The sequence below is a fragment of the Streptomyces sp. SID5464 genome (assembly GCF_009862985.1).
Lineage (GTDB): Bacteria > Actinomycetota > Actinomycetes > Streptomycetales > Streptomycetaceae > Streptomyces > Streptomyces chartreusis_D.
In genome coordinates, this window is the sequence record NZ_WWIQ01000078.1 from 31,648 (window position 1) to 54,922 (window position 23,275).

Below are 23,275 nucleotides of genomic sequence, written 5' to 3' on the forward strand. Positions count from 1 at the left end.
CCCCCGTACCTGCACCCAGGCACCAAGGAAGGCCAACAGGTTCCCGACCACTACCACGGCGGCAGCTACTACTACATCCGACACGTCACACTCTCCGATCCATCTGTCTGAAGGTCCTGTCGGAGAGCTGTGCGCTGCGGAAGGTCGTCCCGTGACGTCCTGAACCAAAATTTTTCTGGGGCATGAGCCCGTACGACCAAGACCAGGACGGATATCCGGAGACCGCCGCGCCCTGGACAGCACCGCCCTGTAAGCCGCCGCTCCCTGTCTGCTCCTGGGGAGACTCACAGGCGTCTTCCCAAGTGAAAACGCATGCAGAGAGGCTGTGAGGCGAGAGGTGAAGCTCGGGCCAGTGCTTTCGCACGCCCTGGTGCCGCCCGCCGGCCCGGAGGACGATGGAGTCGTGGGCGAGCACGACGAGGACCAGGAGCAGGGCGCCGAACCGGCGCGGCCGCCGCTCACCGCGGCCCGCGCCCGGGAGATGACGGCCGGGCTGCGTGAGGCGATGGACGACGTCCGGCGCTCCGTGGCGGTGCTCGCCGCCCGGGTCCGCGACGCGCACGTTGCCCGCGTCTGGCTTCCGCTCGGGCACAGCAGCTGGGAGTCGTACTGCGACGCGGAGTTCGGCATCAGCCGCGCTCAGGCGTACCGGCTCCTGGACGTCGCCCGCTCCCTCGCCGCGATCCACGGCGCGGTCACCGCCGGCACCGAGACGTCTCGCACGCGAGACACCGGCCCGGCCACCGCGGCCGCGCTCGACTACGGCCTGTCCCAGCGCGCCCTGATCGCCGTCTCCAGCCGCGCGGACGTCGTCGCGGAGCTGATCACCCGCCGCCTCGCCACGCTCGGCAACCAGTGCGTGCCATCCGCCTCACGGACCGGCACCGCGACGGTGTCCGTCCGCGGCGCGCCCTTCTTGCCGACCGGCGCCGCCACCACGAACAGGCATCCGGGATCCTGGGCAGGAACGTCGATGTAGACCACGCACGCGCCCTGCCGGTCGTCGGACCACTCCACGCTTGTCCCGCGCGGTGCCGGGGTGATGTGCTGGCGGATCAGCTTGCGCCACTGGTCGAGATCGACGGACCCTCGGCCGACCGAGTTCACCTTGTCGAGGATCTCCCGCCCGTGCTCCAGACGCGTGGTGATCCCCACGACGATGACGCCGCCGCCCCCGTTGGCGAATGCCGCGACGTCCTTGGCGAGTTCCTCGACACCGTGAGGGTTACGCAGCTCGTACGGGGCCCCCTTGGCGTCAAGCCACTGCCCCTCGGGCAACTCCAGGAGAGCCGCCGGGCTGTGGGCGCGCAACTCCGCCCGTACGGCTTCGAGATCCAACTCTGGCATTCCCGAAGTATCCCGGACCTGCCAGCACCGGTGCGCGTTCCTTCCAGCAGACGTCCACTTCGGGTGATCGCCCGTACAACCAAGCGCGGACCGGCCGCGTGCACTACCCGGCCAGGCTGGAGCTGCTGCAGAGCCGAACCAGCCAAGCGGGCGGGCCGGTCAGCCTCCTCCACCGGTGCGCATGCTCCCATCGGCCCCGGAGCGTGCAGCAGAAGCGCAGCTATCTGCACCAGGGCAAGAGCACCGTCAGTCACCGCCTTCCTCGACGACCTTCCACGGATGCAGGCACGCCCAGAACACCGCCTGAACTTGCCGCGCCCGGCTTGCGTGACGCGGCCAGCCGCGCGTGCCTGCATAGGAAGCTGCAGCTTGCGTCCGCATAAATCGGCGGCCAAGGTCTCGTCGCTACGGGACGATGGGCCATGCTCAAAGATCGCACGCATGTACAGCCTCATGTCGCTGATGCCCTGCGCCAGATCAACGGATGGCAGAAAGCGACCAGCGAGCCCAGCCCTGCGGTGGAACCGGGCAGCAGCCTCAGCGGAGACGACGCCAAGGTCCCAACACTCAGGGTGTCCAGCGCCGCCTACCAGTGCTTTACACACGCGGTTGACCATCTGCACGCGGTACAAGCCCTGCTTTTTGAAGCAAAGGTCATCCACTCCTATGCCCCTTACAGCCTGCTACGGGCTGCTGTCGAAGCCGCTGGCGAGGCGATCTGGCTTCTGGAACCCCAGCCGCCAGGAACGGATACGTCGCTGTCTCAAGCGGGCATGTCGTGGTTCGTTCTTTCTGATCGGTGGCCGGAGGGCTGAGCTGGGCTGATCAGTTGGCTGGTTGGGTTCGAGGGTGTGCTGTGTGCTGGCGAGGTGCTTGGCGTTGCTTGCGGGCCCCGACTGGGCGGGCTTGTGAGCTGCGGGTTTCCTGCTCTGGGGCGGTCTCGTGGGTGTTGATCAGTTCCGTTGGTTGGTTGGTCAGGTGCACTGGTCGGCTGTTGTAGCGGTGCAGGGGTGTGGGCCCGTGGATGCCGATGGTGGTCATCAGGTGTTGTTGGTGGGGGTGGAGCTGAGTCCAGGTTCGTTGTTGGGTGCGGATCCATTTGGTGGTCTGGTTGGGGAAGGGCCGAGCGGTGCTGTGGTGGGCGTGGGCTTGGTGCCAGCTGTGGTTCCAGGTGGCTCGCCAGGGCGGGTTCCACCACGGGTCGAGGGCGGCGAGTTGCGCATCGTGGGGCCAGGGCCGGCCGGTTCGTTTCACGTGGGCGTGGGCGGCTCGGCGTTGTTTGTACAGCCACCATCCCAGGGGGAAGCCGTCGTGTTCGGTGCGGTAGTCGGCTGAGGTGAGGTTGCCGTGCTGGGCGGTCCAGGCTTGGGCGTAGGGCAGGCCGGCCGCGAAGGCGCAGGGCGGGTTCTTCAGCCGCGGGCGGGCTGGGCGGGCTGGTCGGGGAGGTTTCGGTGGTGGTGCCAGAGCGCGGGCGCGTTCGCTGGTGAGGCCGGTCTCGGCGAGCAGCTGTTGCTGCTCGGGGTGGAGGCTGGCGTAACTGGAGCACTGGGTGAACAGCCATTTCGCTGTCGCGGATGGGAGCGCGTCGAGGTCGGCGGTGGTGGCCAGGGAGCGGCCGGTGGTGTGGGTGCGGGCGGTGAGGTAGGCCTGCTGCCAGCGCAGTCCTCCCGCCGGGTTCCAGAGGGGATCGATGGCTTCCAGGGCTTTGATGCGGTCGGCGGGCAGTTTTCCGCGGCTGGCGCGGCGGCGTTGGGTGCGCAGCCAGGTGCCGAGGCGGTAGCCGTCGTGGCGGGCGGGTTCGGCAACGGTGAGGTTGCCGTGCTCCTGGGCCCAGGCGCGGGCGTGGGCGAGGCCGGCGGCGAAGGCTGCGGCTTGGGGGATGCGGCGGGGTAGGGCGGTGCGGGCGCCTTCGGCGGTGAGGCCGAGGTCGGCGAGGAGCTGCTGCTGGCGGGGGTGGAGGTCGTCGTAGACGGCGCACTGGCTGTACAGCCACTGTCCGGTCCAGTCCGGTGTGTTGGGGAAGCCCTCCTGGGGGGCGAGGTTTTGGCCGGGGGTGAGTTGTGTGTGGGCGGCCTGGTAGCGGCGTTGCCATTTCATGCCCCAGGGCGGGTTCCAGTACGGATCGATGCGGGCGAGGTGTTCCTCGTGCGGCCAGGGGGTGTCGAAGAGGTCGCGGTGGAGGTTGGCTTGGTGTCGTTGTGTGGCGAGCCAGCGGCCGAGGGGAAAACCTAGGTGGCGGGCGGTGCGGGGGAGGTCGAGAGCGCCGTGCTGGGCTGCCCAGTCCCGGGCGTAGTGCAGCCCTGTTTCCATGGCGGGATGCCGGGTGGCCGGGGCGGGCACGGCGCTGCCCGCGACAGGCTTGGTGAGGCCGAGGCGGGCCAGGAGGTGCTGCTGGCCGGGCTGGAGGGCGGTGTAGTTGACGCACTGGGCGTACAGCCACTGCCCGGTGCGGTCGTCGAAGTTGCGGAATCCGGCTTCGGGGTCGAGGAGGGTGCCGGCCGTGACGGCGGCGTGGGCGTTGTGGTGCTCGCGCTGCCAGTCGGTGGGCCAGGGCGGGCTCCATGAGGAGTCGATGTCGGTCAGCGCCTGGTTGAGTGCGGGGTCGAGTTGGCCGCGCCGGGCGCGCACTCGCTGGCTGTGCAGCCATTTGCCGATGGCGAAGCCGTCCTGGCGTGCGGAGGTGGGAGCACACAGGTGGCCGTGCTCGTCGGCGTAGGCGCGGGCATGGTCCAGGGCGGTGCGCCGGGCTGCCTTGAGATCCCGGCGCCGGGGCATGACGTCGCGGGCGCGTTCAGGCGTGATGCCGAGGTCGGCGAGGAGACGCTGCTGTCCGGGATGGAGGCTGCTGTAGCTGGTGCACTGCTCGTAGAGCCAGGTGCCGAGGTTCTCCGTGGTGCCGGGGAATCCGTGTTCGGGCTTGAGCGGCTGCCCGGCCTTCACCAGTGCCTTGGCGCGGTGGTAGATGCGCTGCCACCACAGGTTCCAAGGCGGGTTCCACCACGGGTCGAGGGCGTCGAGGGCGGCGGCGCGTTCGGGAGCGAGTTCAGGTCCTGCGGCGCGCTGGTTGGCGAGCCACAGGCCGACGGCGAAGCCTTCCATCTGCACCGTGTTGGGCGCGCACAGGTGGCTGTGCTCGGCGGCGTAGGTACGAGCATGGCGCAGCCCACGCGCGAACCCCCGGGCAGCATCTTCGGCGCTGTCTGGGAGCGACGCAGGCTCGGGCTGCACGGGTGTCTCGCCCCGGTCACTGCTGTCGGCCAGGAGCTGGGAAACCGGGGTGGGCCGGTGGGGCGGGGAGATGCGCCACATGCTCCGCGTCTTCGGATTGTGTCCGGCTTGGCTGCGGACGCAGGCGCGTACCCAGGCGTTCAGCGGCCCTGTCGTGACCGCAGCGAGGCGGCCGGCGATCCACGGCCGCTCGAGACGCCGGGCCAGTTCGCCGGTGAGGCGGGGGACATCGGCGAGCGAGTGCGGTTGATGCCGGCCCGCCTCGTCGAGCAGTTGCTGCTGCACACCCGCATCGGCCAGGGCCGCGGCCAGCGTGACGGCTTCCGGATAGGTCACCGCATCCCGCGCCGCTCCACGCCATACGAGGCCGTCACCCAAAGCCATCGACCGCAGCCGGTCGGGCCAGAGGGTCTCTTCCGGCCAGGCCTCGTCCCACCACGACGCTGTAACCGCCTGCGCCACAGCGAACGCTTCGCCGGCGTGCGGGCTGCGCCGCAGCAGCCGTGCATGACGACGCTGGGCCGTTGCGATCTGCGGCACGTGCCGCACGTCCAGCTGCCCGGGGCCCGCCGTCGCTCCGTCGACGACGGGGGCTTCGAGCATCCAGCACTGGTGCTTGACGCAGACCCGTGCGTGCGGCAGGAGGTAGCGGCGTGCTTCTTCCCGGCCCTGTGATGCGGTCGCGGTGCAGGCCCGGCAGCCGGGGCCGGTCGGCGGGATCGTGGCTGAGGTGCGGACCCAGGCGGCCGGACCGCTTTCCAGCCTGCTCGAGGGAACCTCCCGGCCCCAGGCCGGTAGGGCACGGAGCAGGTGTTCTTCGGGCATGCGGCAGAAGGCGGCGACCACCACCCGGGCCTCGGTGTTGAAGACGACTTCGCCGTCGGGCCGCACGGTGAAGAGGTTGGGACGCCGTCCCACGTCCACGAGCGCGCCGATGAGTTCTTTGGCCGTGAGCCGGTAGCGGGAGGCAACCCGGCTCATGTACGACAGCGTCGTCTCACCGCGCAGCGGCGCTACCCGCACCGCACCCAAAGCCCCTGCGTGCCCGGAGAGTTCGGGCTGCTCTCGCTCAAAGAGCTGCGCCTGCTGCCCGCTGGGGGTCTTCGTCACCGCTGCTCCGGCCTCCGTCAGGATCCCGCGTTGTGGCTGCGCGGGCGCGGGAGGCGTTTTCGGGGCGGGCGGGCTTGCTGTTCCGCGCGGATGTCGAGCTGGATGCCGGCCAGGAGCTTCTTGGTGATCTTCTCACTGCCGTCGAGCAGGGCGGTCAGGGCGGCTTCGCGGATGAGGTGAGAGAGGCTGCCCATGACGCCGCCGGTGCGCTGGTGGAGGTAGTCGGAGTGCCGCGCCAGGGTGTGCGGGGTGTGGTGGCGCAGGCGCAGGGCTTGCTCCATGTCGGTGACCAGAGAACGCCAGATCTCGCGTTGCTCTTCGGTGGCGCAGGGCAGCGCGGTGTTGCGGATCAGGGTGAAGCGGCCGGCTAGCTGGGCGCCGCGCGGCCCGGTCAGCAGGGGAGAGGCTTCGACGTCGACGCCGGCGTAAACGAAGGTGGCGGGGATGCGCTCGCCGAGGTGTTTCATCTGGTCGGAGGTCTCCGCGCCGGACCGGGTGCGGGTGTCGAGCAGGTGGACGTCGTCCACGAGGACCAGCTTCGTCTCCAGGAGGCACAGCAGGTGGCAGACGGCGTCGGTGATCTGGGCCTGGTTCATGCGGGTGGCGATGGGGATGCCGAGGAACCGGGCGAACTCGCTGACCAGCATCTTGGGTGTGGAGGCCGGTGGCACGGCCAGGAAGACCACGGGCAGGCGGTCCGTGCTGCCGGGGTGCCGGCGCTGCTCGGCGAGTTCGAAGGTGCGGCCCATTTCCAGCAGGGTGGTGGTCTTGCCTGTGGTGGGCGGCCCGGAGACGATCAGGCCGCGGCGTGCGGTGCCCTGCTGGCGGCGGTTGAGGAGCATCAGACGCCGCAGCGACAGGGAGATGCGTTCCATGGCCGGGGTGGTCAGCACCACGAACCGGGAGTGGTAATCCAGCCGTTCCTCCAGCGACCAGTCCTCGTCGGCGGCCGGATGGGGCTGCAGCGGGGGAGCGGCGACGAACTGCTGCCAGCCGTCTCGCGTGGTCGGCGGCGCGTACGCCGCGGCCCTCGCTCCGTCGTGAAGGGTGCTGTCGGCAGGCGCGTCTGTCACCACTGTGCTGCTTCCTGGTAGGCGTCATAGATCCGGGAAGGGCGCGGAACTTGAGCGGGGGAGTCCGGCCGTTCGTCTCCGGCATGCTCATCGGCGTCAGCGGGGCCGGGCAGGTCGTCGTCCTCGTCCCAGCCGTCCTCGAACCCTGCCTCCCCTTGCTGATCCTCTTCCTCGATCGGGGCGAAGGCGCCCACCAGGCTGTAGGAGAGGGTCGGAGCCGCCACAGGGTCCGGGACCGCCTGCGGCGAGGCTGGTCGGGCCAGGGACGCTGCGGCGCTGGCGCGCGCCGCCACCGTCTGCTCGCGGCGAGTCCCGGCACCGTTGCTCGCACGCCGCAGGAGGCGGTCCAGGGCCTGGGCCAGCTGCCGCTCGTGCTCGACGCGGTCGCCGCGGCGCTCGACTGCGGCACGGACGTGCTGCCAGGTGAAGTCGGTGAAGGGCAGGCTGATACAGCCGCGGTGGATCCACGGCACCTCTTCCCACCCGGTGGGCAGCCGCACCCAGATCTGATTGGGGTCGTAGGGGTTGTGGTGCACCTCCCATCTACCGTCCGGCGCGCCCGACCGGTCCCCGCGATGCGCATTGAGGACCTTGTGGTCGTAGGTGCGGTAGTCGAAGCGGATGCCGTAGTCGTTGATGGCCACCCGCTTGACGGGCATGAGCTCGATGTAATCGTCCGCGCTCAGCGGCACCGGGACATAGCCGGTGACTCCCACGAGCGCGCCCCACATCTCGTTCGGCGACAGGGCGAGCTTCGGTGCCAGCGGATGGCGCAGCGACGCGTGCGGGCGGTGCTGCCAGTCGGTGACCAGCCACTCATCCAGCAGGTCCTGCACCTGCGCAAGCGTCCAGCACGCCTCGTCCTCAACGTGCGTGCCGCGCCGGGTGACATCCGAGCCGCTGTAGCCGGCCACGTACTGGGAAAACCGGTCCCCAATGCTGCGGAACGTCCGCTCCACATGGCCCTTGGCCGGGCCATTGGCCGGCGGCGCCGGCTGAACGGACACCCCCAGGCTCTCGCACGCGGCAATGAAGGAACGGGAGACAAACACCGCACCTTGGTCGACCACCACCGTCTCCGGCATGATCACCGGCCGGGCCGCTGCCCCTTCCAGCCGCGCATCCAACGACACCAACCGCTCATAGGGGATGACTGACCGAGACATCGCCAGCGCCGAATCCCACCCCGGGCGCATCCGCATGGGCGTGACCATCTGCGCCAGCAGCACTGCCGCATCCACCGATCTCGTGCCCACCGGCCGCACGACCGCGGCACAGATACTGCGCGTTGCCACGTCCAACGCGATCGACAACTCGACCGACCCCGTCACCCCGTCGGCGAGCACCACCAGCACATCCAGCGGCGTACTGTCCAGCATCACCAGCTCACCCGGTCGCAGCGCCACGGTCGGGGTGAAGGGAGGCGCCGGCCGCGACGTGCGCCGCCGCTGCTGTGCCGCCGACCCCAGCAGCCCATGGCCGTCGGCGAGCGCGTGCACCAGCCGGTTGAACGTCGTCACCGGCGGCAACTGCACCGCGCCGGGCCCATGGGTTTCCTCCAGAATCCACCCGACCATGCGCCGCAGCCGGCTCAGCGTGCCAGTGGAGCGTTCCCGCTGTGCCTCCAGCACCTGAGTGATCGCAGCGACCACACGCTCATCGGCCCGTCCCACCACAGAACGCCTACGCGCCGTGCGCTGGTCGACCAGCCCCCACAGCCCCTTCTCGCGGTAACGGGCCCGCATCCGCCGCACGGTCACCGCACTCGTCGGCTGCCCCGCCGCGGTCAACTCCGCTGCCTTGGCCTCCTCCCGTTCCGCCACAGTCCGCTGCGCCGGATCGAACTCCGCCCGCGGAACACCGCCCTGCCCCGGCACCGGAAGGCCGGTCTCCACCTCGCGCACGTGCCGCTCCCAGGCCTCAGCCCGCTCGCGTGCCTGAACAGGCAGTTCCTCCAGGAGCCCGAACGGAGGCACCTCGGGGCGGGGCGCTCCTACGAGTTCGAAGTCAGGAGCAGCGAACAGATAGTTCACCAGCACCGTTGCCGGGGAGTTGTCCGAGTCGACCAGCCTGGCACGCGCTCCTTCGAGCATCACCACCGTCCAGGAGCGATCCTCGAACCGCACCTGGCTCCCCACCTCGAGTACTGCCGCCGTCACGCAGACGCCCACTCGCCCGGGCCTGCTGTCACGGTCACCCGTTCATGCAAGGGCTCGTTCAGCGGGGCTGACAGCGCCCCGGTCCATAGGGCATGGAAGAGGGCCGGGAGAACCCTGATGGTGTCCCCGAGGTCACGTGCCCCTTCGATCAGCGGCCGAGGACGGGCAAATGCCCGTATCGCCTCCTCCACGATCGCGGTGTCCCGGTAGCGGGGGTGCCGGTATCCCGACAGCCAGCCCAGGTTGGCAGCGACAACCGGTTCTGGAGGCGACGCCACTCTGTACTGCCATCCCACCGCTGCCATGACGGCAGCACGGTGCGCGAGCCGGGGAGAGATCTCCCCTCGTCCGGCACAGTCGAGCAGCAGACCGCCGCCGTCGCTGAACCGTGCCATCAGATGCGGCGCATGCGACACCACGGTCCCCTCAGATCCCCGCCAGGACAGCTCTACAGGGCGGCATGTCATCGCCATGACCGAAGGATCACGGTCCAGCAGCATCACCTGAGTGCGCATGACACCCGACCCGTAGTGCACCAGCCGCCCGGTGGTAGCCGACCACCACCAGCCCGGCGCGAAACGACGGCCAGATCGCAAGGGAAACGGACGTACCGCACCGCAGTCCTCCAGACGAACGACACGAGCGGCCTCGCCCCACGGCATCCGCTGTTCTTTCCCGTACGGATCCAGGAAACGGGCGCTGTAGTTACAGGGATCAGCGACCGCCGGGTGCGCCGAGGAGCCTTGCTGCCACATGCACCTTCAACCGATGAGCATCCCATCAGGTAATGGCCACACGGCATGCGCCGTGGCGTCCCGGACCTGGCTCTGTAGTCGTACCGTGCGCTGGGCGCCCGCCTGCCCGCCGTCTCGCCGCGCCGTTGCGGGGAGTGAGTCGAGCACAGTGATGTCGATGATCGCTGGTATGCGGCCGGGGAGGGGGGGAGAGGGTCCTGCCGGATGGAGGTACCGCTGTGACCGTCCGACTCCTGGGCGGTTTGCTTGCCCGACTGGGGACCACCGATGCTTGGGTCGGTCAGTGGCTCAGCCGGTGACGCCGACTGGGGGCCTGTACGTCCCCGTACGGCGACCCGGCGACCGGCATCGCCCTGACAGAGCCCTGGGGCACCATTCCACGCAGCTGGCCATCCCCGGCCGCGCCCGACGTCAACGGAGACGCGGAGGGCGGGGCAGGTCACCTGTCTCTGTAGAGGTCCTCGTCGGGCTCCCAATTCACATAGAACTCGTCCACGGTCACATCGAGGACGACCTCCTCAGCAAAGTCTCCGAGATCCCAGAGTTCCTCGTTCTCGACATCAAGGTCGCAGGCGGAGCAGGCGAAGACGTAGGGCGTGAAGACCACGACGGGCTCGTTCGTCTCGTCGATATGGGTGTCGCCCATGAGCCAGCCCTTCGAGCCGCAGGCCGGACAGGGCCTCTCTTCGTCGTGCTCCATGTATCTCGGCGACTGCCGCGTGATCGTCGCCAGGACGATCTCACGCTCCTTCGCTGCCAAGTGCCCGTAGCGCTGCGCGAAGAGAGTTCGCGCCCTAGCGAGCTTGCCCTCCAACTGGATTCGGACGGCCTTGACCTGCTCCTCGATCAGCCTGTCGTGCAGCGAGACATAGCTCCCCCAGTAGACCTCCGGGTCGATCTCCAACTCGGTGAGCAACGGATCGATCAGTCGAAGGCAGGTGGTGAATACGGTCTGGACCTCGGCGATGTCATGGAGGCCGCTGTGCGCGACGCCGTTGCGGGCATTCGCAACCGGCAGCAGGGCCCGCTGGTCGACCGGGATCTGCTTGCGAAGGATCTTGTGCACTCGGGCGTGTGCTTCGACCAGGCCGATGGTCTTCGCACGGCTTGCCGGAGCGGACGCGTGCGTGCCGTGACCAGTGGCGTGGAGCAGCGAGTCGAAGTCCTTGGCTTCGACTATCAGCGCCGGGTGAAGTGACGAGAGGTAGGCCTTGAGAAGGTGTTCGGCTGCGATCCCTGCGTGGTGAACGGCGAAGTCGTGGGAGTCGGCCCCCTGAGCGAACGCCGTGAGCGCCGCTGTCATCCACCTCTGAGAGGAGAGCTTGAGCTTTTCCGCATGCATGGGCTGGACTCTAAGTGCCTGTTTCTGAACCCGCCTGGACTCCGGCGCCATCTCCCACTACCGCACCAGCTCCCACCCGACTGGCCCAAGCCGGTGCGCGTCGAGGCGCTCGACAAAGGCCGGCCGCATGCGCGAGTTCCGCACCCGCCGTCAGCTGTGGGCGTACCAGGACAGCGCGAAACGGATTCGCGTCGCCGGACGGCCCGCCGCGGCCGACCAAAAAAAGTCGACGGGCGACGTCACGCCTGAGCCCTCTGGATGGCACTCCTCTATGACGACTTCAGCGGACCAGCGAACGGAGCATGGGGCGATGCCGGAGTATGTGATTGCAGCAGGCGTCACTGTGGCGGGGTGCCTGGTGGGGGTGCTGCGGGTTTGGATCCGTGCGAGGGGGGTGGTCCAGGTGGAGAAGATTCGCGGGTCGCTACGCCGTGACTTGGTGCGTGAGCTTCCTCGGGGCAGCCGCCTCGTTGATCGCGCGAACAGGGTGACCATCGAAATCGGGCGGTCCGTGGAACGTGAAGGGGGGCCGCGTGGGATGGGTGACTGACTGGTCTGCTCAGGCTGCCTGCCGTACAACCGATCCGGATGAGCTGTTCGTGGCTGAGGCCGCACAGAACAGGGCCAAGGCCGTGTGCACAGGATGCCCTGTACGCACTGAGTGTCTGGCCGATGCGCTGGACAACCGTGTCAAATTCGGTGTGTGGGGAGGCATGACGGCGCGGGAACGCCGTGCGCTGCTTCGTAGGCTTCCCACGGTGACCTCGTGGCGGCGGCTGCTGGAGACAGCCCGAACGGAGTACGAGCGAGGGGTGGGCACCCTGACCCTGGACGACGACACAGTCGAACCGGTGCGCAGGGTCTCGGGCTTGAAGTGGAGGCGCCCGGAGGACGAGCTGGCCTTCCTGTCCGTCTACAAGGAGCAGATCAAACCCTTGGTGGGATTGCTCATCAACGCAGGTGCCTCCAAGCACGATGCGGAGGATGCGGCGCAGAGTGCGCTCGAAGAGCTCGCGAAGAAGTGGTACGAGGTGGCCCGGCCCAAGCCATGGCTGCGAACGACGGCCTCCAGGATGTGGTTAAGAGCCGTGCGCCGCGTCAGACCAGACGAGCTAACCGATTCAGTTCCAGAGGAAGGTGTCGTCGACCATAGTGCTGACGTAGTCGAGAAGACGGACATGAACCAGCTTCTCCGGCGTCTGCCGCCCCTCCAGCGTATGGTGATGGCATTCCAAATTGACGGCTGCTCGCCATCCGAGACGGCGGAAGCTCTGCGGATGCCGGCAGTGAACGTACGGCAGAACCTGCGACGGGCGCGCCTCAACCTGGCGCGCATGCTTGAGGAGGACGAGGGAGGTACGCAGTGAGCGCTGAGACATCCTGGAATGACGAGCCAGACCTCGACGAAGAGACTGCGGCCCGACTCGACCGCTTCCTGCAGGCGGGGAAGGCAGAGACCCAGCGGCTTCTTGACGAGTCGGTCGACGTCGAGCAGAAGCTGGCGGAATCGCTGGAGCGGCTGGCAACGGATGACTCTGAAGACGCCTCTTGGCCTCAGCCTTTGCTCAAGTGGCATCGCACTGCTTAACAGCGAGAGCTTCGCAAACGGACCGCCGCCATGGCCCAGCTTCCTTCAATCTCGCCACATCAGCCGCAGCGGATCCCGTTCGGGGAACGGTCACGGTGACCGTTCCCCGAACGCTTACACAAAGCTCTTATACCGGACTAGTACTCCAGTGCGGTTTCGTGATCTATCCAGTGAGTTGGTCAGTTGACCGTTGTCGGTAGTGGCTGCGGCGGGCTGTTGCTTGGTGGCGTCGGAGCCATGTGGACCAGTGCAGGAGCCTGGCCGCTGGCACGGCCGGGGGTTGAGCGCGACGACGAGTAGGCGGCGGATTTCGGGGACGGTCAGCGTGATCGGGTCGCTGCCGCGGGCGGGGTGGTGGGGATCGATGGGCCGGTCGGGGGCTGCGTCGGCGGCGAGGGCGGTCAGGAAGGCCAGGGCGAGCATGGCGAGTGTGATGTGGCGGTGCCACGAGGTCCAGTTGCGGACCTGGTAGTGATCGAGTCCGACCTGGCCCTTGGCGGCCTGGAAGCACTCCTCCACGCTCCAGCGGACGCCAGCCACGCGGACCAGCTCCGCCAGCGTCACCTCGGTGGGTGACCAGCACAGGTAGAAGGCAAGTTCACCAGTAGTGCGGTTGCGGCGGACGAGCAGGTGGCGGTGTCCGTCGGTGCCGATGTGGATCCAGGCCCAGTCGTAGTAGCGCGGGCCCTTCGCGCCGTTGCCTGCGCTGTGCCGCTGCCAGGCGCTGGCGGGCAGGCGTTCGGCGACGGTGTCCGCGCGCATGGTGGTGCGGCCTGAGTTGATCCGTACCCGGGTGGAGCAGGCGACGGCCATCACGTAGCCGGTCCCGCGTGCCTCCAGGGCGGCACGAAGCTGAGGGTCCTGCCCGTAGGCTTCGTCGCCGGTCACCCACGGTGCCTCCACCCCGGCGTCCAGCGCGGCGGCGATCATCTCCCAGGCCAGGCGGGGCTTGGTCTGGAACTGCACAGTCTCGGGTATCCCGGCCGCCTGGCGGCGTCCGGGATCGGAGCACCAGGACTGTTCGGGCAGGTAGAGCCTGCGGTCGATCAGCGTCCGCCCCCGGCTGGTGGCATAGGCGAGGAAGACGCCGACCTGGGAGTTCTCGATGCGCCCGGCGGTGCCGGTGTACTGGCGCTGCACGCCCGCCGAGGCCCGGCCCTTCTTCACGAAGCCGGTCTCGTCCACGATCAGCACCGCGCCCTGGGCGCCGAGGTGTTCGACGGCGTAGGCGCGGATGTCGTCGCGGACGGCGTCGGCGTCCCAGCGGGCGCAGCGCAGCAGCCGCTGCATCGGGCCCGGCCGCGCATGGCCTGCCTGTTCGGCCGGCTGCCAGCAGTTCTTCCGCTCGGCATGCGACAGCAGTCCGAGCAGGTAGGCGCGGGCGGTAGCCCGGGGTTCAACTCGGCTGAACCGGCCCGCAATCCGCGCCATGGCCTGCTCGAACATCGCCCGCCATCGGGCGCCGTCTATGCTGTGACCTGCGGCCATCGCACGATCGTCATGAGTCCACACAACCCTTGATGATCACGCGGTGGCCGTTCCAGTTCTCACGCGGGTCTGACCCAAGATCGCGAAGTCACACTGGAGTACTAGCGGCCCTTGACCTGCTGTCACCGGATTCAGAAACAGGCACTAAGCCTGTCGGAACCACAGTCGAACGCGACTTTCGTGGTCGACCTGATACTTCCCAAGACCAGCGATCCCAGTCCGCGCATCTTCGGGCGCCACCCCGGCGCATACGGCGTCTCCGAACCCACTACTCGCGCATCAAAGCTTTGCACGCCCTCAGGTTGGTCAACCTCAGTGATCAAGTTCTTCGATGCGGAACTGCCTGCCGGCGATAACAGCCCCAAGCCCCTGGGCGCTGCTATGGCAGCCCGGGGGCTATGTGCGAACGGGCGTCTCATACAGGTCGGCGCCACGACCCGCCGACAGTGTTATGCCCACTTCATGCCGAGCTCCCGTAGTGCGTCCAGCTGGTCCTGGGTGAGCTTGTCGCGCCTCTGCTTGGTGTTGGAGACCCATACACCGAGCTTTACGGGCACCGGTTCCGTGCTGACTCTCACTTCCGTGCCATGCGCGATTCTCATGAAGATGTCGTCTGGGTGATGTCCATGGCCCGCTAGCTGGGGGGCATCATGGGATTGCTTCAGACGCAACATGAGAACTGTCGGTTCAGGCATCTGAGAATCGCCAGTTCGGCCCACTGAGAATCACAATACGAAGAGAGCTGTGACCTGCTGTTTCACTCTGAAGGCGTGGCGAGATGGTCTTCACACACTTCCATGCCGACTGGGCTCGCGTGTGCTGCATCTGGGTCAGCTGACGATATGTCACCCCCGCTCGCGCGGGGCCGAGTCACGGGTACAGGGCCCAAAGCAGGTGCCTCTCGAGTCACCCCCGCTCGCGCGGGGTGGAGTACCCGTGCACACCGGGGCACGGAACTCCCGCCGAGTCACCCCCCACCCCGCGCGGCCTCTGCCTCGAGGTCGCCGGGAAGGCCGCCACGGTGGCCGGTTCACTCCCGCTCGCGCGGGCTTCACCCCGGGCAATCGTCGTCGACCGGGGCAAGGTCGAGTCACTCCCGCTTGCACGAGCAGAGATGGACCTAGGTATCGTCGGCAGCGTAGGAGTCCTGTCATCTACGCAGTTGATACGGAGCGGGTTTCGCCGGCCAGGTTTTGAACATTCCGATTAGTCCCGCTTGCGTAGACCCACCTCATCAGCGAAGAACTCAGAGTACATCGTCGATGCACTCCCGGTTGGGGCTCGCCAAGCCGCCGGCCGGCCGGATCGATCTCAGCGTCGGTTCCCTCCGGCCGCGCTCTGAACGCCGAGCCCTCCAAGACCGACTCAATCCCGCTCCCGCGGCTCCACAGGAAGTAACGGAGGCGTTCGGCCAGGGCGGTCGAGTCACCCCCGCTCACGCGGGCCCTGATCCGGCCAGTGTTTCCTGTGGCTTGCAGTGAGCCACACGGACTCTCCAGGCCGTCGGCCACCCGGATCGACACTAGCGTCGAGTCACTCCCACTCGCGCGGGCGCAATGCCGACCTGATCAACGGCAGACTGGATCGTCACGGCTCACTCCCGCTCGCGGTAACTTCAGCGTAAGCCGATCGACTTTCACAGGGCAGCGTCGAGGCGTTCCCACTTGCGCGGGTTCCACGGCGCCCACAGACGCCGTTCGGTGCGCCGGTTCGGTCCGGGTCCGGGTCACTCCCGCTCACGCGGGCGATACACCGAGGCCGCGGCAGAGTCGGCACTACTGCACGAGTCACTCCCGCTCGCACGGGCTCTGCGTCCATCACAACCATCACGACGTGCGCCAGATCGAGTCACTCCGGCTTGTGCAGGCTTTGCTTGATCACCCCCGCCGCATCCGCGCTGGAGTGCGAGTCGGTCCCGCTCACGCGGGCGGTACGGCGGCTGGTGCAGCAAGCTGAACAGGGCCGCGGAGTCACCCCCGCTCGTGCGGGCTCTCCCCGATCACTGCCGCCTCGTGCGCGCTGGAGTGTGGGTCACTCCCGCTCGCGCGGGCTTACCGTCCATGTGTAGGGCGAATACCTCGCTGCCCGGGCTCTCTCGCGCGTGGGCGGCTACGCCCTCCGTTCCTGTCTAGCCCAGTGCGCCAACGGGTCACCCCCGCTCGCGCGGGGCGGACCTGTGTGTGACGTCAGTGACCTGCTGGGGGATCGAGTCACCCCCGCTCGCACGGGCGCTACGCGCGAGGCCTCTTGTGTGCCTCTGTGACGTCCGAGTCATTCCCGCTGGCGCGGGCGTTGCCCTCTCTGACCTGGTCAATCTAGCGCGGGGCGGACTGCACGTCCTGCCTACAAGGCTGCTGGCTGGGAGCCGGTGCGGACGCGGGTCCCTCGAGCCCGTCGGCCTGAGGGACCCGCGTGCCGTTTCACTACCCCTTGATCGGGGTCGTTTTCAGCAGGGGCAGCCACTGTGATGGCAGCGCTTGCTCGGCCCGGCTGTCAAGGTACGCACTCTCCTCGGTCTTGCGGGAGATGGCGAGACTCCACGGACTGGCCACATGCCCCTCGGCCGCGTGAGCGTCGTCCAGGACGAGCATGCCAGCATTGTCGAGAGCCGGATTCGAGTTGAAGACATGACTGTAGACGCTGACGGCGACGGCTTCCCCTGCCTCGTACCGCGCCTGGTGGGCTGGATTCCATGTTTTCACGCGATTCACGAGCAGCACGTTTGGATCCCATACTCGTCGAACTTTGCTGCCGTCTGCCGCGCCAATTGCCGAGTGGGACAGAGGTAGGCGACACGTTCGCCGTACTTGCGGCGCTGGTACTCGCCAATCAGGCCTCCGACAAGAGTTTTACCCGCCCCGGTCGGCAGCTCAATTGCTACGTCTGACGCGTCTGACTTCTTCTCGTGCCAGTCCCGAAGGACATCCTGCTGGTTTCCCCACACGAATTCAGGCCCACGATTCGTCAGGGCAAGAATCCGATACAGGTCAACCGGGTCATCCGGCATGGCCGCATCGGCGGAATTGAGCTTGAAGGCCACTGCACTCCGTTCCCGCCGCTGAGCTGACAAGAGCTCAGCATCTATCCCCGTTGCTCGGCTTCTCAAAGTACTGCAGCATGTCGGGCCGCTGGCAACAACTGCTGCTGGAGGTCGACCGCCGCACCGAGGACGCGCACGACCTGGTCGCCAAGCTGCGCCGGTACTGGGGGTGGGGCCGCCCGCTCGCGCAGGCTCTTCCCGATTGCTGCTGCCTCGTGCGCGCTGGAGTCCGAGTCACTCCGCTCATGCGGGCTCTACCTGCACCCCGGACTCCGAGGTCTGGCTCACTGGCGTATCACTCCCGCTTGCGCGGGTTCTATATCGAGGCCGAGGTAAACCAGTCGCGCGCGGCCGCGGCACTCCCGCTCGCGCGGGCCAAGTACGCGGGGCCGAGCACAGCTAGCGCATCACCGAGCACCCTGAGCCACTCCCGCTCGCGCAGACACCAAGTGTTCCACCACATGGTGAAGGAGGCCGAGGCCGTATCACCCCCGCTCGCGCGGGCTCTATGCGATCCATGACAACATTCGCATCCCGGCCGACGGGTTACTCCCGCTGCCGCGGGCCTCACAGTGCGGGCCGACCATACATCACACAAGCTACGGGTCACTCCCGCTCGCGGGCGCTACGAGCTGCTGCAGATCGTGGGGCGGGCTCTGCGAGGGGTCACTCCCGCTTGCGCGGCCTTACTTCCACCGAATCGACGACGGCTATGCCGAGTCACTCCCGCTCGCGCGGGCTCCGCCCTAAGAGAGCGTCTGATCACCGTTCAGGCTGTTGTGGCGGTCATGTCCGTTTCGATTCGCCAGGTAGGCGTAGATTCTCCCGTCAGTTCGCGGGACATTTTGTTAGCCATCGCCCAGTGGATCATTGCTCGGGATCTCTGGGGCAGGGCTTCGTAGTCCCGGGCCAGGCGGCGGTGCTGCATCAGCCAGCCGAAGGTCCGCTCGATCACCCAGCGTTTTGGCAGCGGCTCGAACCCCCTGGCTCGAGGCCGCTGCACCACCTCCACGTCGATGCCGAGCAGGGCACCGTGATTGAAGATGCTGTTCTGGTATCCGCCGTCGGCCCAGACCTTGGAGACACTGGGGTAGTTCGCGGCCACGTCGTCGAGCAGGAGCTTGCCGCCGGTGGTCTCGTGCACGTTCGCGGCAGTGATGAGGACGGCCAGCACGAGACCGAGCGTGTCGGTGATCAGGTGCCGTTTGCGTCCTTTGATCTTCTTGCCGGCGTCGATGCCCTGGCTGGTCTCGGCCACGTTTGCCGAGGTCTTCACGCTCTGGGCGTCGACCACGGCCGCAGTCGGATCGGCACTGCGGCCGTGGGCTCGGCGGGTCTTGTCACGTAACAGGTCGTGGACCTGCTGGGTCGTGCCGTCCGCTTCCCACTTTGCGTAGTAGTAGTCGTAGACGGTCTTGTACGGCGGGAAGTCATGAGGCAGGTACTCCCATGGGATGCCGGTGCGGTTGACGTAGAGGATCGCGTTGACGATCTCTCGCAGGTCGTGCACCCGGACCGCCGTACCGGGGCCAGTCCGTCTCGCCCGCCAGGCGGTGAAGACCGGCTCGATCAGAGCCCAGCGGGCATCGGACACATCACTGCGGTACGAACGGCGAGCACTCACACACGGTGCAACGACCGCCAGCACCACCGGTCACACAAACATCCCAGAACACCCACTATCTAGATCAGATGCCCTCTAAGACAATCGTCGTCGACCGAGGCAAAGTCGAGTCACTCCTGCCTGGATAGGCCCACCTCATCATCGAAACGAAGCGGGTATACCTCGCCGACGCACTCCCGCTTCCGCGGGCGTCAGGTCCGCCTTCGGCCGGGCTGCACCTAAGGCGTGGGGTCATCCCCGCTCCCGCTGGGGTTGGGCCGGAGCGGCACAGGCGGGCGTCCGAGGGCGCCGTCTCAGCAGGGACTGCATCCGGTCACACAGCTCACCCTGGCGTTGCCGGCAGGTGGCCACCAGTGAGCCGCAGTGGAAGGAGTCGCCCCCGCTCACGCGGTCTAACCGCAGGTGCCAGTCGCCCTCACTCGCGTATCTTCATGCGACGAGGGGCCCGAGCCAGGCACAGCAGGCCGGGTCACTCCCGCTGGCGCGGACTCTGCACACGCCTCTGGCTTTGGAGGAGACCATGTGCCGAGTCACTTCCGCTCCTGCGGGTCCTACCCCCCGCCTCGCCCAACTCGCCGCCCTGACCTACGAGTCACTCCCGCTCGCGCGGGCTGGCGATTCTCAGATGCCTGCACCAACAGTTCTCATGTTGTGTCTGAAGCAATCCCATGATGCCTCTGCAACTAGCGGGTTACCGACATCACTCAGACGACTTTGCATGAGAATCGTGCACGGCACGGAAGTGAGAGTCAGCAGTCACCCCGCTCATGCGGGCTCTCCCCGATCACTGCCGCCTCGTGCACGCTGGAGTGTGGGTCACTCCCACTCGCGTGGGCACGACGTCGGGTCACTCCCGCTCACGCGGGTCCTTCAAGAAGGACTGGTCGGACGGCCTGTCGGCCGCCGAGTCGCTCCCGCTCGCGCGGGCTTTACATCCAGGCCGACGTGAACCACTCTCGCGCCGCCGAGTCACTCCCGCTCGCGCGGGGTCCTGCCCTCGCATTGCCCAGTTCCCGGCCCTGAGTCTCGCCCGTTCGGACGCTCTTCGGCAAGGCACTCTGTGGAACACGGTGATGCTCCGAGTCCGCTCGCGGGGCTCCGCAGGCCTTTGACCACGGGTCACTCCCGCTCGCGCGGGCGTTGCTCGGTGGTGCAGTCGTCGAAGACGATCACCGTCGAGTCACTCCCGCTCGCGCGGACTCCACCACGCCGAGCGGATGCGTGCACGGCTCGCCGACGGGCTCCACAAAATCTGGGTCACTCTCGCTCGCGCGGGCTTTGACCCGGTCCTTTTGAGGCAGGTTGTCTGGGATTTGCTCGTGCTCCAGGGGGATGATGCCATACGGGCTGGACGCGGGTGTAGATGTTCCGTCTTTCTGGTGATCATGTTTTCGGAAGGTCCGCGGGGGTGGCAGCGTCAGGGGATGGGAGTTGTTGAGGATGGGCGTTACGACGGTGTTGACCTCCGTCCGTGGGGGAAGTTCGATCGGGCGACGCTGAGGGTGTATTCGCTGCTGTTCCACTTGATCGATGTGGGGGCGGTGGCGGGGGTGCTGTGGGACCGATTCCTGACCCCGAGTCAGCGCAGGGTCATCAGCGCCGGGCTCGACATGCCGCAGGAGCAGGCGCGTTCGGGGGTGTGTTTCCTGGCGGGCATGCATGACATCGGGAAGCTGACTCCGTATTTCCAGGCTCTCGAGCCGGTGGCGTATGTGCGGTTGGGGGAGGAGCTGCCGGCGGATGCGGGCCAGGTGGTGCACGTGCCGCACGCGCGTGCGTCAATGCATGTGGGTCTGCATCTGCTGGGCGAGCTGGGCTTTGCCGTGGGCGGCAACGACAGTCCCGCCGTGCGTGCTGCTCAGTGTCTGGGCGGGCATCACGGCCGGTTTCTCCAGCTCGATGTCGACGGGGCGGCGTCCGCGCAGCGAGTGCAGGCCACGCTGGGCGGGCCCGAGTGGCAGGAGCTGCGCCGCCGCTATGTCCGGTTGCTGTGGCACCTGTTCGGCGTCGACGAAGCTCCGAAGGCGATGTCGGTGGAGGCTGCGGTGCTGATCACGGGGCTGACGATGGTCGCTGACCGCATCGCGAGCCAGCGCCGGTACTGGGTGCCCAACGCGGACACACCGTCTTTCGGTGCTGCCGAGCACCACAGCCGTGCCCGCCGGCAGGCCGAGGAGGAGGTCGAGCGGCTCGGCCTTGCCCGCTTCGCGCTGGACCGTATCCCGTTCACCACCGCCCACCCGGCGCTTAAGGAACCGAACGCTCTGCAGGCTTCCGTGATGGAGGAGTTTCCGCGCCTGGTCGCCGAGCGGGGGAGTGGTATCGCGGTGGTCACGGACGCGATGGGCACGGGCAAGAGCGTGGCCGCGCTGGAGATGGCGCGGATCTTCAACGAGCACAGCGGAACCCAGGGGGTGATGTGGCTGCTGCCGGCGACGGCCGCCGCGGACCAGGCCTACGAGGTCCTTGACCGGTATGTGCGCGGCCACCGGCCCGAGTACGCGCCGGTGACGCTGGTGCACCACCACAGTGACCTCAACGAGGCATACACCGGCCGTCTCCTGTCCCCGGCGGACACCTCCGTCCTGGGCGGACCGCCCGATGACCCGTTCGCCGACCACCAAGACGACATCGACGACGAGAGGGAGTACGGTCCGGGCGTCGCGGGGCCCGATGGGTGGCTGCGAGGACGGGACAACGCGCTCCTGGCCCAGTACACCGTCTCCACCACCGACCAGGCGCAGATGGCAGTCCTGCCCGTCCGCCACAGCGCGCTGCGCATGCTGGCCCTGACGGGCAAGACGGTCGTGGTCGACGAAGCCCACGCACTGGATGCGTTCAGCCAGCTTCAGCTTCTGCGCCTGCTGCAGTGGCTGGGAGCGATGAACTGCCCGGTCGTCCTGTTGTCGGCGACGATGCCCGCGCCCACCGCCACCGAGCTGGTGCGGGCCTACCTGTGGGGAGCCGGCCGAACCGGTCTGCACGCTGTGTCGTTCGCTCCCGGCTACCCCGGGTGGCTGTTCGCGGACGCGGCGACCGCCACCGCCCACCGCATGTCCGAGCCGGCCCGCCATGAGCAGCGGGCCGCCCAGCGCAGGAATGCTCACATCCGCGTCCGCAAGGTCATCTACCAGCCCCTCGGGCAGGCCGGCCGTGCGGTCGAGGCGGGGGAGCGCCTGGCTGTGATCGCCGACGTCCTCCAGCCGGTCATCCGCCGCGGCGGATGCGCGGCCGTGGTGTGCGCGACCGTCGCCGACGCGCAGGACACCTACGCCTACCTGCGCCGCATCTGGACCGGCCGTGGCGAGGACCTGGTCCTCCTCCACGCCCGGGTGAGGGGCCGGCGACGGCAGAGCACACTGGAAGATCTCCGCCACCAGTTGGGGCCAACGGGTCCGCGCCCGGCCCGGCGCGTGATCGTCACCACCAGCCTCCTCGACGTGAGTCTCGACGTCGATGTCGACCTGATGGTCAGCGACCTCGCCTCCGTGGCACGCCTCCTGCAGCGTCTGGGCCGCCTGGGCCGCTTCACGCACCTGTGGAGCGGGCAGAACCGCCGGCCCGCCTGGTGGAACGCTGGCACCAGCCCGACACTGACAGTGCTGCACCCGGTCAACTCCTTCGGGGCGACCGCCCTGCCGCCCGGCTGGGACACGGTCGAGCCCGCTGTCGCCCTCCATGAAACCGCCCGGCTCCTGCCAGCCCTGGAGACGGAACCGCTCGTCGTCCCCGACGCTGTCCAGGCGCTCGTCGAACACGTCCACGGCGTCACCTCCCATTTCGCGGCCCAGACGACGCGCCTGCAGCAGATGGCCGCCACGCACCAGGCCCGCACCACCCGACAGGAGCAGCTCAGCGCAATCCACCTGGTGCCCCCGGCCAAACGGGTTTCCTCCCTGGCCGACCTGCACCGCCAGCACCTCACCACCGCCCAGGCAGCCACCCGGCCCGGCCTCCTGCCCCGCCGGCTGCTGCCCTGCCACCGCAGCGCCGACGGCACCCTCACGCTCGACGCGGCAGGCCTGCTTCCGATCCCGGACCAAGAACACCTCAGCCCCCGTCACCTGCGCGGCATCCTCGAGCACTCGCTACCGGTCCCGGCCGCCTGGGTCGCGCGCGCATCCGCCGGGCACCAGCCGCCCGCCAGCTGGAAGCAGCACCCCCTGCTCGCCGACATCGTGCTGCTGCCCACCGACTCCGTAGCCCGTGAGAGTGAACATCGTTTCGGCCAGCACTGGCTCCGCATGGATGAAGAACTCGGCCTCCAGCACCGCAAACAGCAGTAATCACACTGCGTGAAGCCCGGCGCCGGAAGTATCACGCCATTACTTGATCGTCGGACTTTCTCACCGGTCGTGAGACGCGGCAGCGGCATGATTCGCTGTGTTCGCAGCTCTTCGAACCCCTGGCCGTACCTCGCACACCATTCCCCTGCCCCACAAGGGCGCTGTTGGTGGCCCCTGCACAGCACTTGGCCAAACGCCCCACGTACTGCCTTGCTTCAACAGCAACAGACCACAG

Annotated in this window: 13 protein-coding genes and 3 pseudogenes; 6 read left to right on the forward strand and 10 right to left on the reverse strand. The window is 68.0% G+C overall.

What is annotated here, in order from left to right; genetic code table 11:
• Positions 1–403: 403 nt before the first annotated feature.
• Complete coding sequence (locus GTY47_RS41530) at positions 404–979, forward strand: hypothetical protein (protein ID WP_234025773.1); 576 nt, start codon at positions 404–406, stop codon at positions 977–979.
• A gap of 790 nt (positions 980–1,769) precedes the next feature.
• Positions 1,770–2,162: a hypothetical protein gene (locus GTY47_RS39310; RefSeq protein ID WP_158688430.1), complete on the forward strand. Its 393-nt coding sequence runs from the start codon at positions 1,770–1,772 to the stop codon at positions 2,160–2,162.
• A 10-nt stretch (positions 2,163–2,172) separates the two neighbouring features.
• On the opposite strand, the gene GTY47_RS39315 is transcribed toward GTY47_RS39310, so the two are convergent.
• The 5 genes from GTY47_RS39315 to GTY47_RS39335 form a co-directional block, all read right to left on the reverse strand.
• Positions 2,173–5,685 carry a Helicase associated domain protein gene (locus tag GTY47_RS39315; RefSeq protein ID WP_158688431.1) on the reverse strand — a complete coding sequence of 1,171 codons (3,513 nt, stop codon included), beginning with the start codon at positions 5,683–5,685 and terminating at the stop codon, positions 2,173–2,175.
• 17 nt (positions 5,686–5,702) lie between these two features.
• Complete coding sequence (locus GTY47_RS39320) at positions 5,703–6,758, reverse strand: TniB family NTP-binding protein (protein WP_231911015.1); 1,056 nt, start codon at positions 6,756–6,758, stop codon at positions 5,703–5,705.
• Positions 6,755–8,884, reverse strand: a complete 2,130-nt coding sequence (locus tag GTY47_RS39325) for a Mu transposase C-terminal domain-containing protein (protein ID WP_063738914.1) — start codon at positions 8,882–8,884, stop codon at positions 6,755–6,757. The genes GTY47_RS39320 and GTY47_RS39325 overlap by 4 nt, the downstream gene beginning before the upstream one ends.
• A 29-nt stretch (positions 8,885–8,913) precedes the next feature.
• Positions 8,914–9,672: a TnsA-like heteromeric transposase endonuclease subunit gene (locus GTY47_RS39330; protein WP_078602882.1), complete on the reverse strand. Its 759-nt coding sequence runs from the start codon at positions 9,670–9,672 to the stop codon at positions 8,914–8,916.
• 439 nt (positions 9,673–10,111) lie between these two features.
• Entirely contained in the window at positions 10,112–11,014 is a 903-nt protein-coding gene (locus tag GTY47_RS39335; RefSeq protein WP_010042635.1) for a hypothetical protein, read from the reverse strand.
• A 533-nt stretch (positions 11,015–11,547) separates the two neighbouring features.
• On the opposite strand from GTY47_RS39335, the pseudogene GTY47_RS41535 reads away from it, so the two are divergent.
• The 3 genes and pseudogenes from GTY47_RS41535 to GTY47_RS39345 all read left to right on the forward strand — a co-directional run.
• Positions 11,548–11,853, forward strand: a pseudogene (locus tag GTY47_RS41535) (WhiB family transcriptional regulator); the annotation flags it as partial.
• Positions 11,827–12,381, forward strand: coding sequence for a sigma-70 family RNA polymerase sigma factor (locus GTY47_RS41540; protein ID WP_010042637.1), 555 nt, complete (start codon positions 11,827–11,829; stop codon positions 12,379–12,381). The pseudogene GTY47_RS41535 and the gene GTY47_RS41540, both read left to right, overlap by 27 nt.
• Positions 12,378–12,602 carry a hypothetical protein gene (locus tag GTY47_RS39345; RefSeq protein ID WP_010042638.1) on the forward strand — a complete coding sequence of 75 codons (225 nt, stop codon included), beginning with the start codon at positions 12,378–12,380 and terminating at the stop codon, positions 12,600–12,602. The genes GTY47_RS41540 and GTY47_RS39345 overlap by 4 nt, the downstream gene beginning before the upstream one ends.
• Positions 12,603–12,765: 163 nt before the next feature.
• Here GTY47_RS39345 and GTY47_RS39350 read toward each other — a convergent pair.
• From GTY47_RS39350 to GTY47_RS39370, 5 genes and pseudogenes are all read right to left on the reverse strand, one after another.
• A pseudogene (locus GTY47_RS39350) lies at positions 12,766–14,033 on the reverse strand (IS701 family transposase).
• A gap of 506 nt (positions 14,034–14,539) precedes the next feature.
• A pseudogene (locus tag GTY47_RS39355) lies at positions 14,540–14,656 on the reverse strand (helicase associated domain-containing protein); the annotation flags it as partial.
• 1,857 nt (positions 14,657–16,513) lie between these two features.
• Positions 16,514–16,810 carry a hypothetical protein gene (locus tag GTY47_RS39360; RefSeq protein WP_158688432.1) on the reverse strand — a complete coding sequence of 99 codons (297 nt, stop codon included), beginning with the start codon at positions 16,808–16,810 and terminating at the stop codon, positions 16,514–16,516.
• Positions 16,798–17,130, reverse strand: a complete 333-nt coding sequence (locus GTY47_RS39365) for a DEAD/DEAH box helicase (RefSeq protein WP_078602885.1) — start codon at positions 17,128–17,130, stop codon at positions 16,798–16,800. Before GTY47_RS39365 ends, GTY47_RS39360 begins: the two co-directional genes overlap by 13 nt.
• 769 nt (positions 17,131–17,899) lie before the next feature.
• The gene (locus GTY47_RS39370; protein ID WP_040903500.1) at positions 17,900–18,754 is read right to left on the reverse strand and encodes an IS5 family transposase; all 855 of its coding nucleotides are present in this window, start codon (positions 18,752–18,754) and stop codon (positions 17,900–17,902) included.
• Positions 18,755–19,971: 1,217 nt separating this feature from the next.
• On the opposite strand from GTY47_RS39370, the gene GTY47_RS39375 reads away from it, so the two are divergent.
• Complete coding sequence (locus tag GTY47_RS39375; RefSeq protein WP_231911013.1) at positions 19,972–23,040, forward strand: CRISPR-associated endonuclease Cas3''; 3,069 nt, start codon at positions 19,972–19,974, stop codon at positions 23,038–23,040.
• Positions 23,041–23,275 lie beyond the last annotated feature (235 nt).

Coding starts and splice junctions, on each gene's coding strand:
- GTY47_RS39375 (WP_231911013.1), top strand. CDS start 19,972: ATGCGTGCACGGCTCGCCGACGGGCTCCACAAAATCTGGGTCACTCTC.
- GTY47_RS39330 (WP_078602882.1), bottom strand. CDS start 9,672: ATGTGGCAGCAAGGCTCCTCGGCGCACCCGGCGGTCGCTGATCCCTGT.
- GTY47_RS39335 (WP_010042635.1), bottom strand. CDS start 11,014: ATGCATGCGGAAAAGCTCAAGCTCTCCTCTCAGAGGTGGATGACAGCG.
- GTY47_RS39310 (WP_158688430.1), top strand. CDS start 1,770: ATGCTCAAAGATCGCACGCATGTACAGCCTCATGTCGCTGATGCCCTG.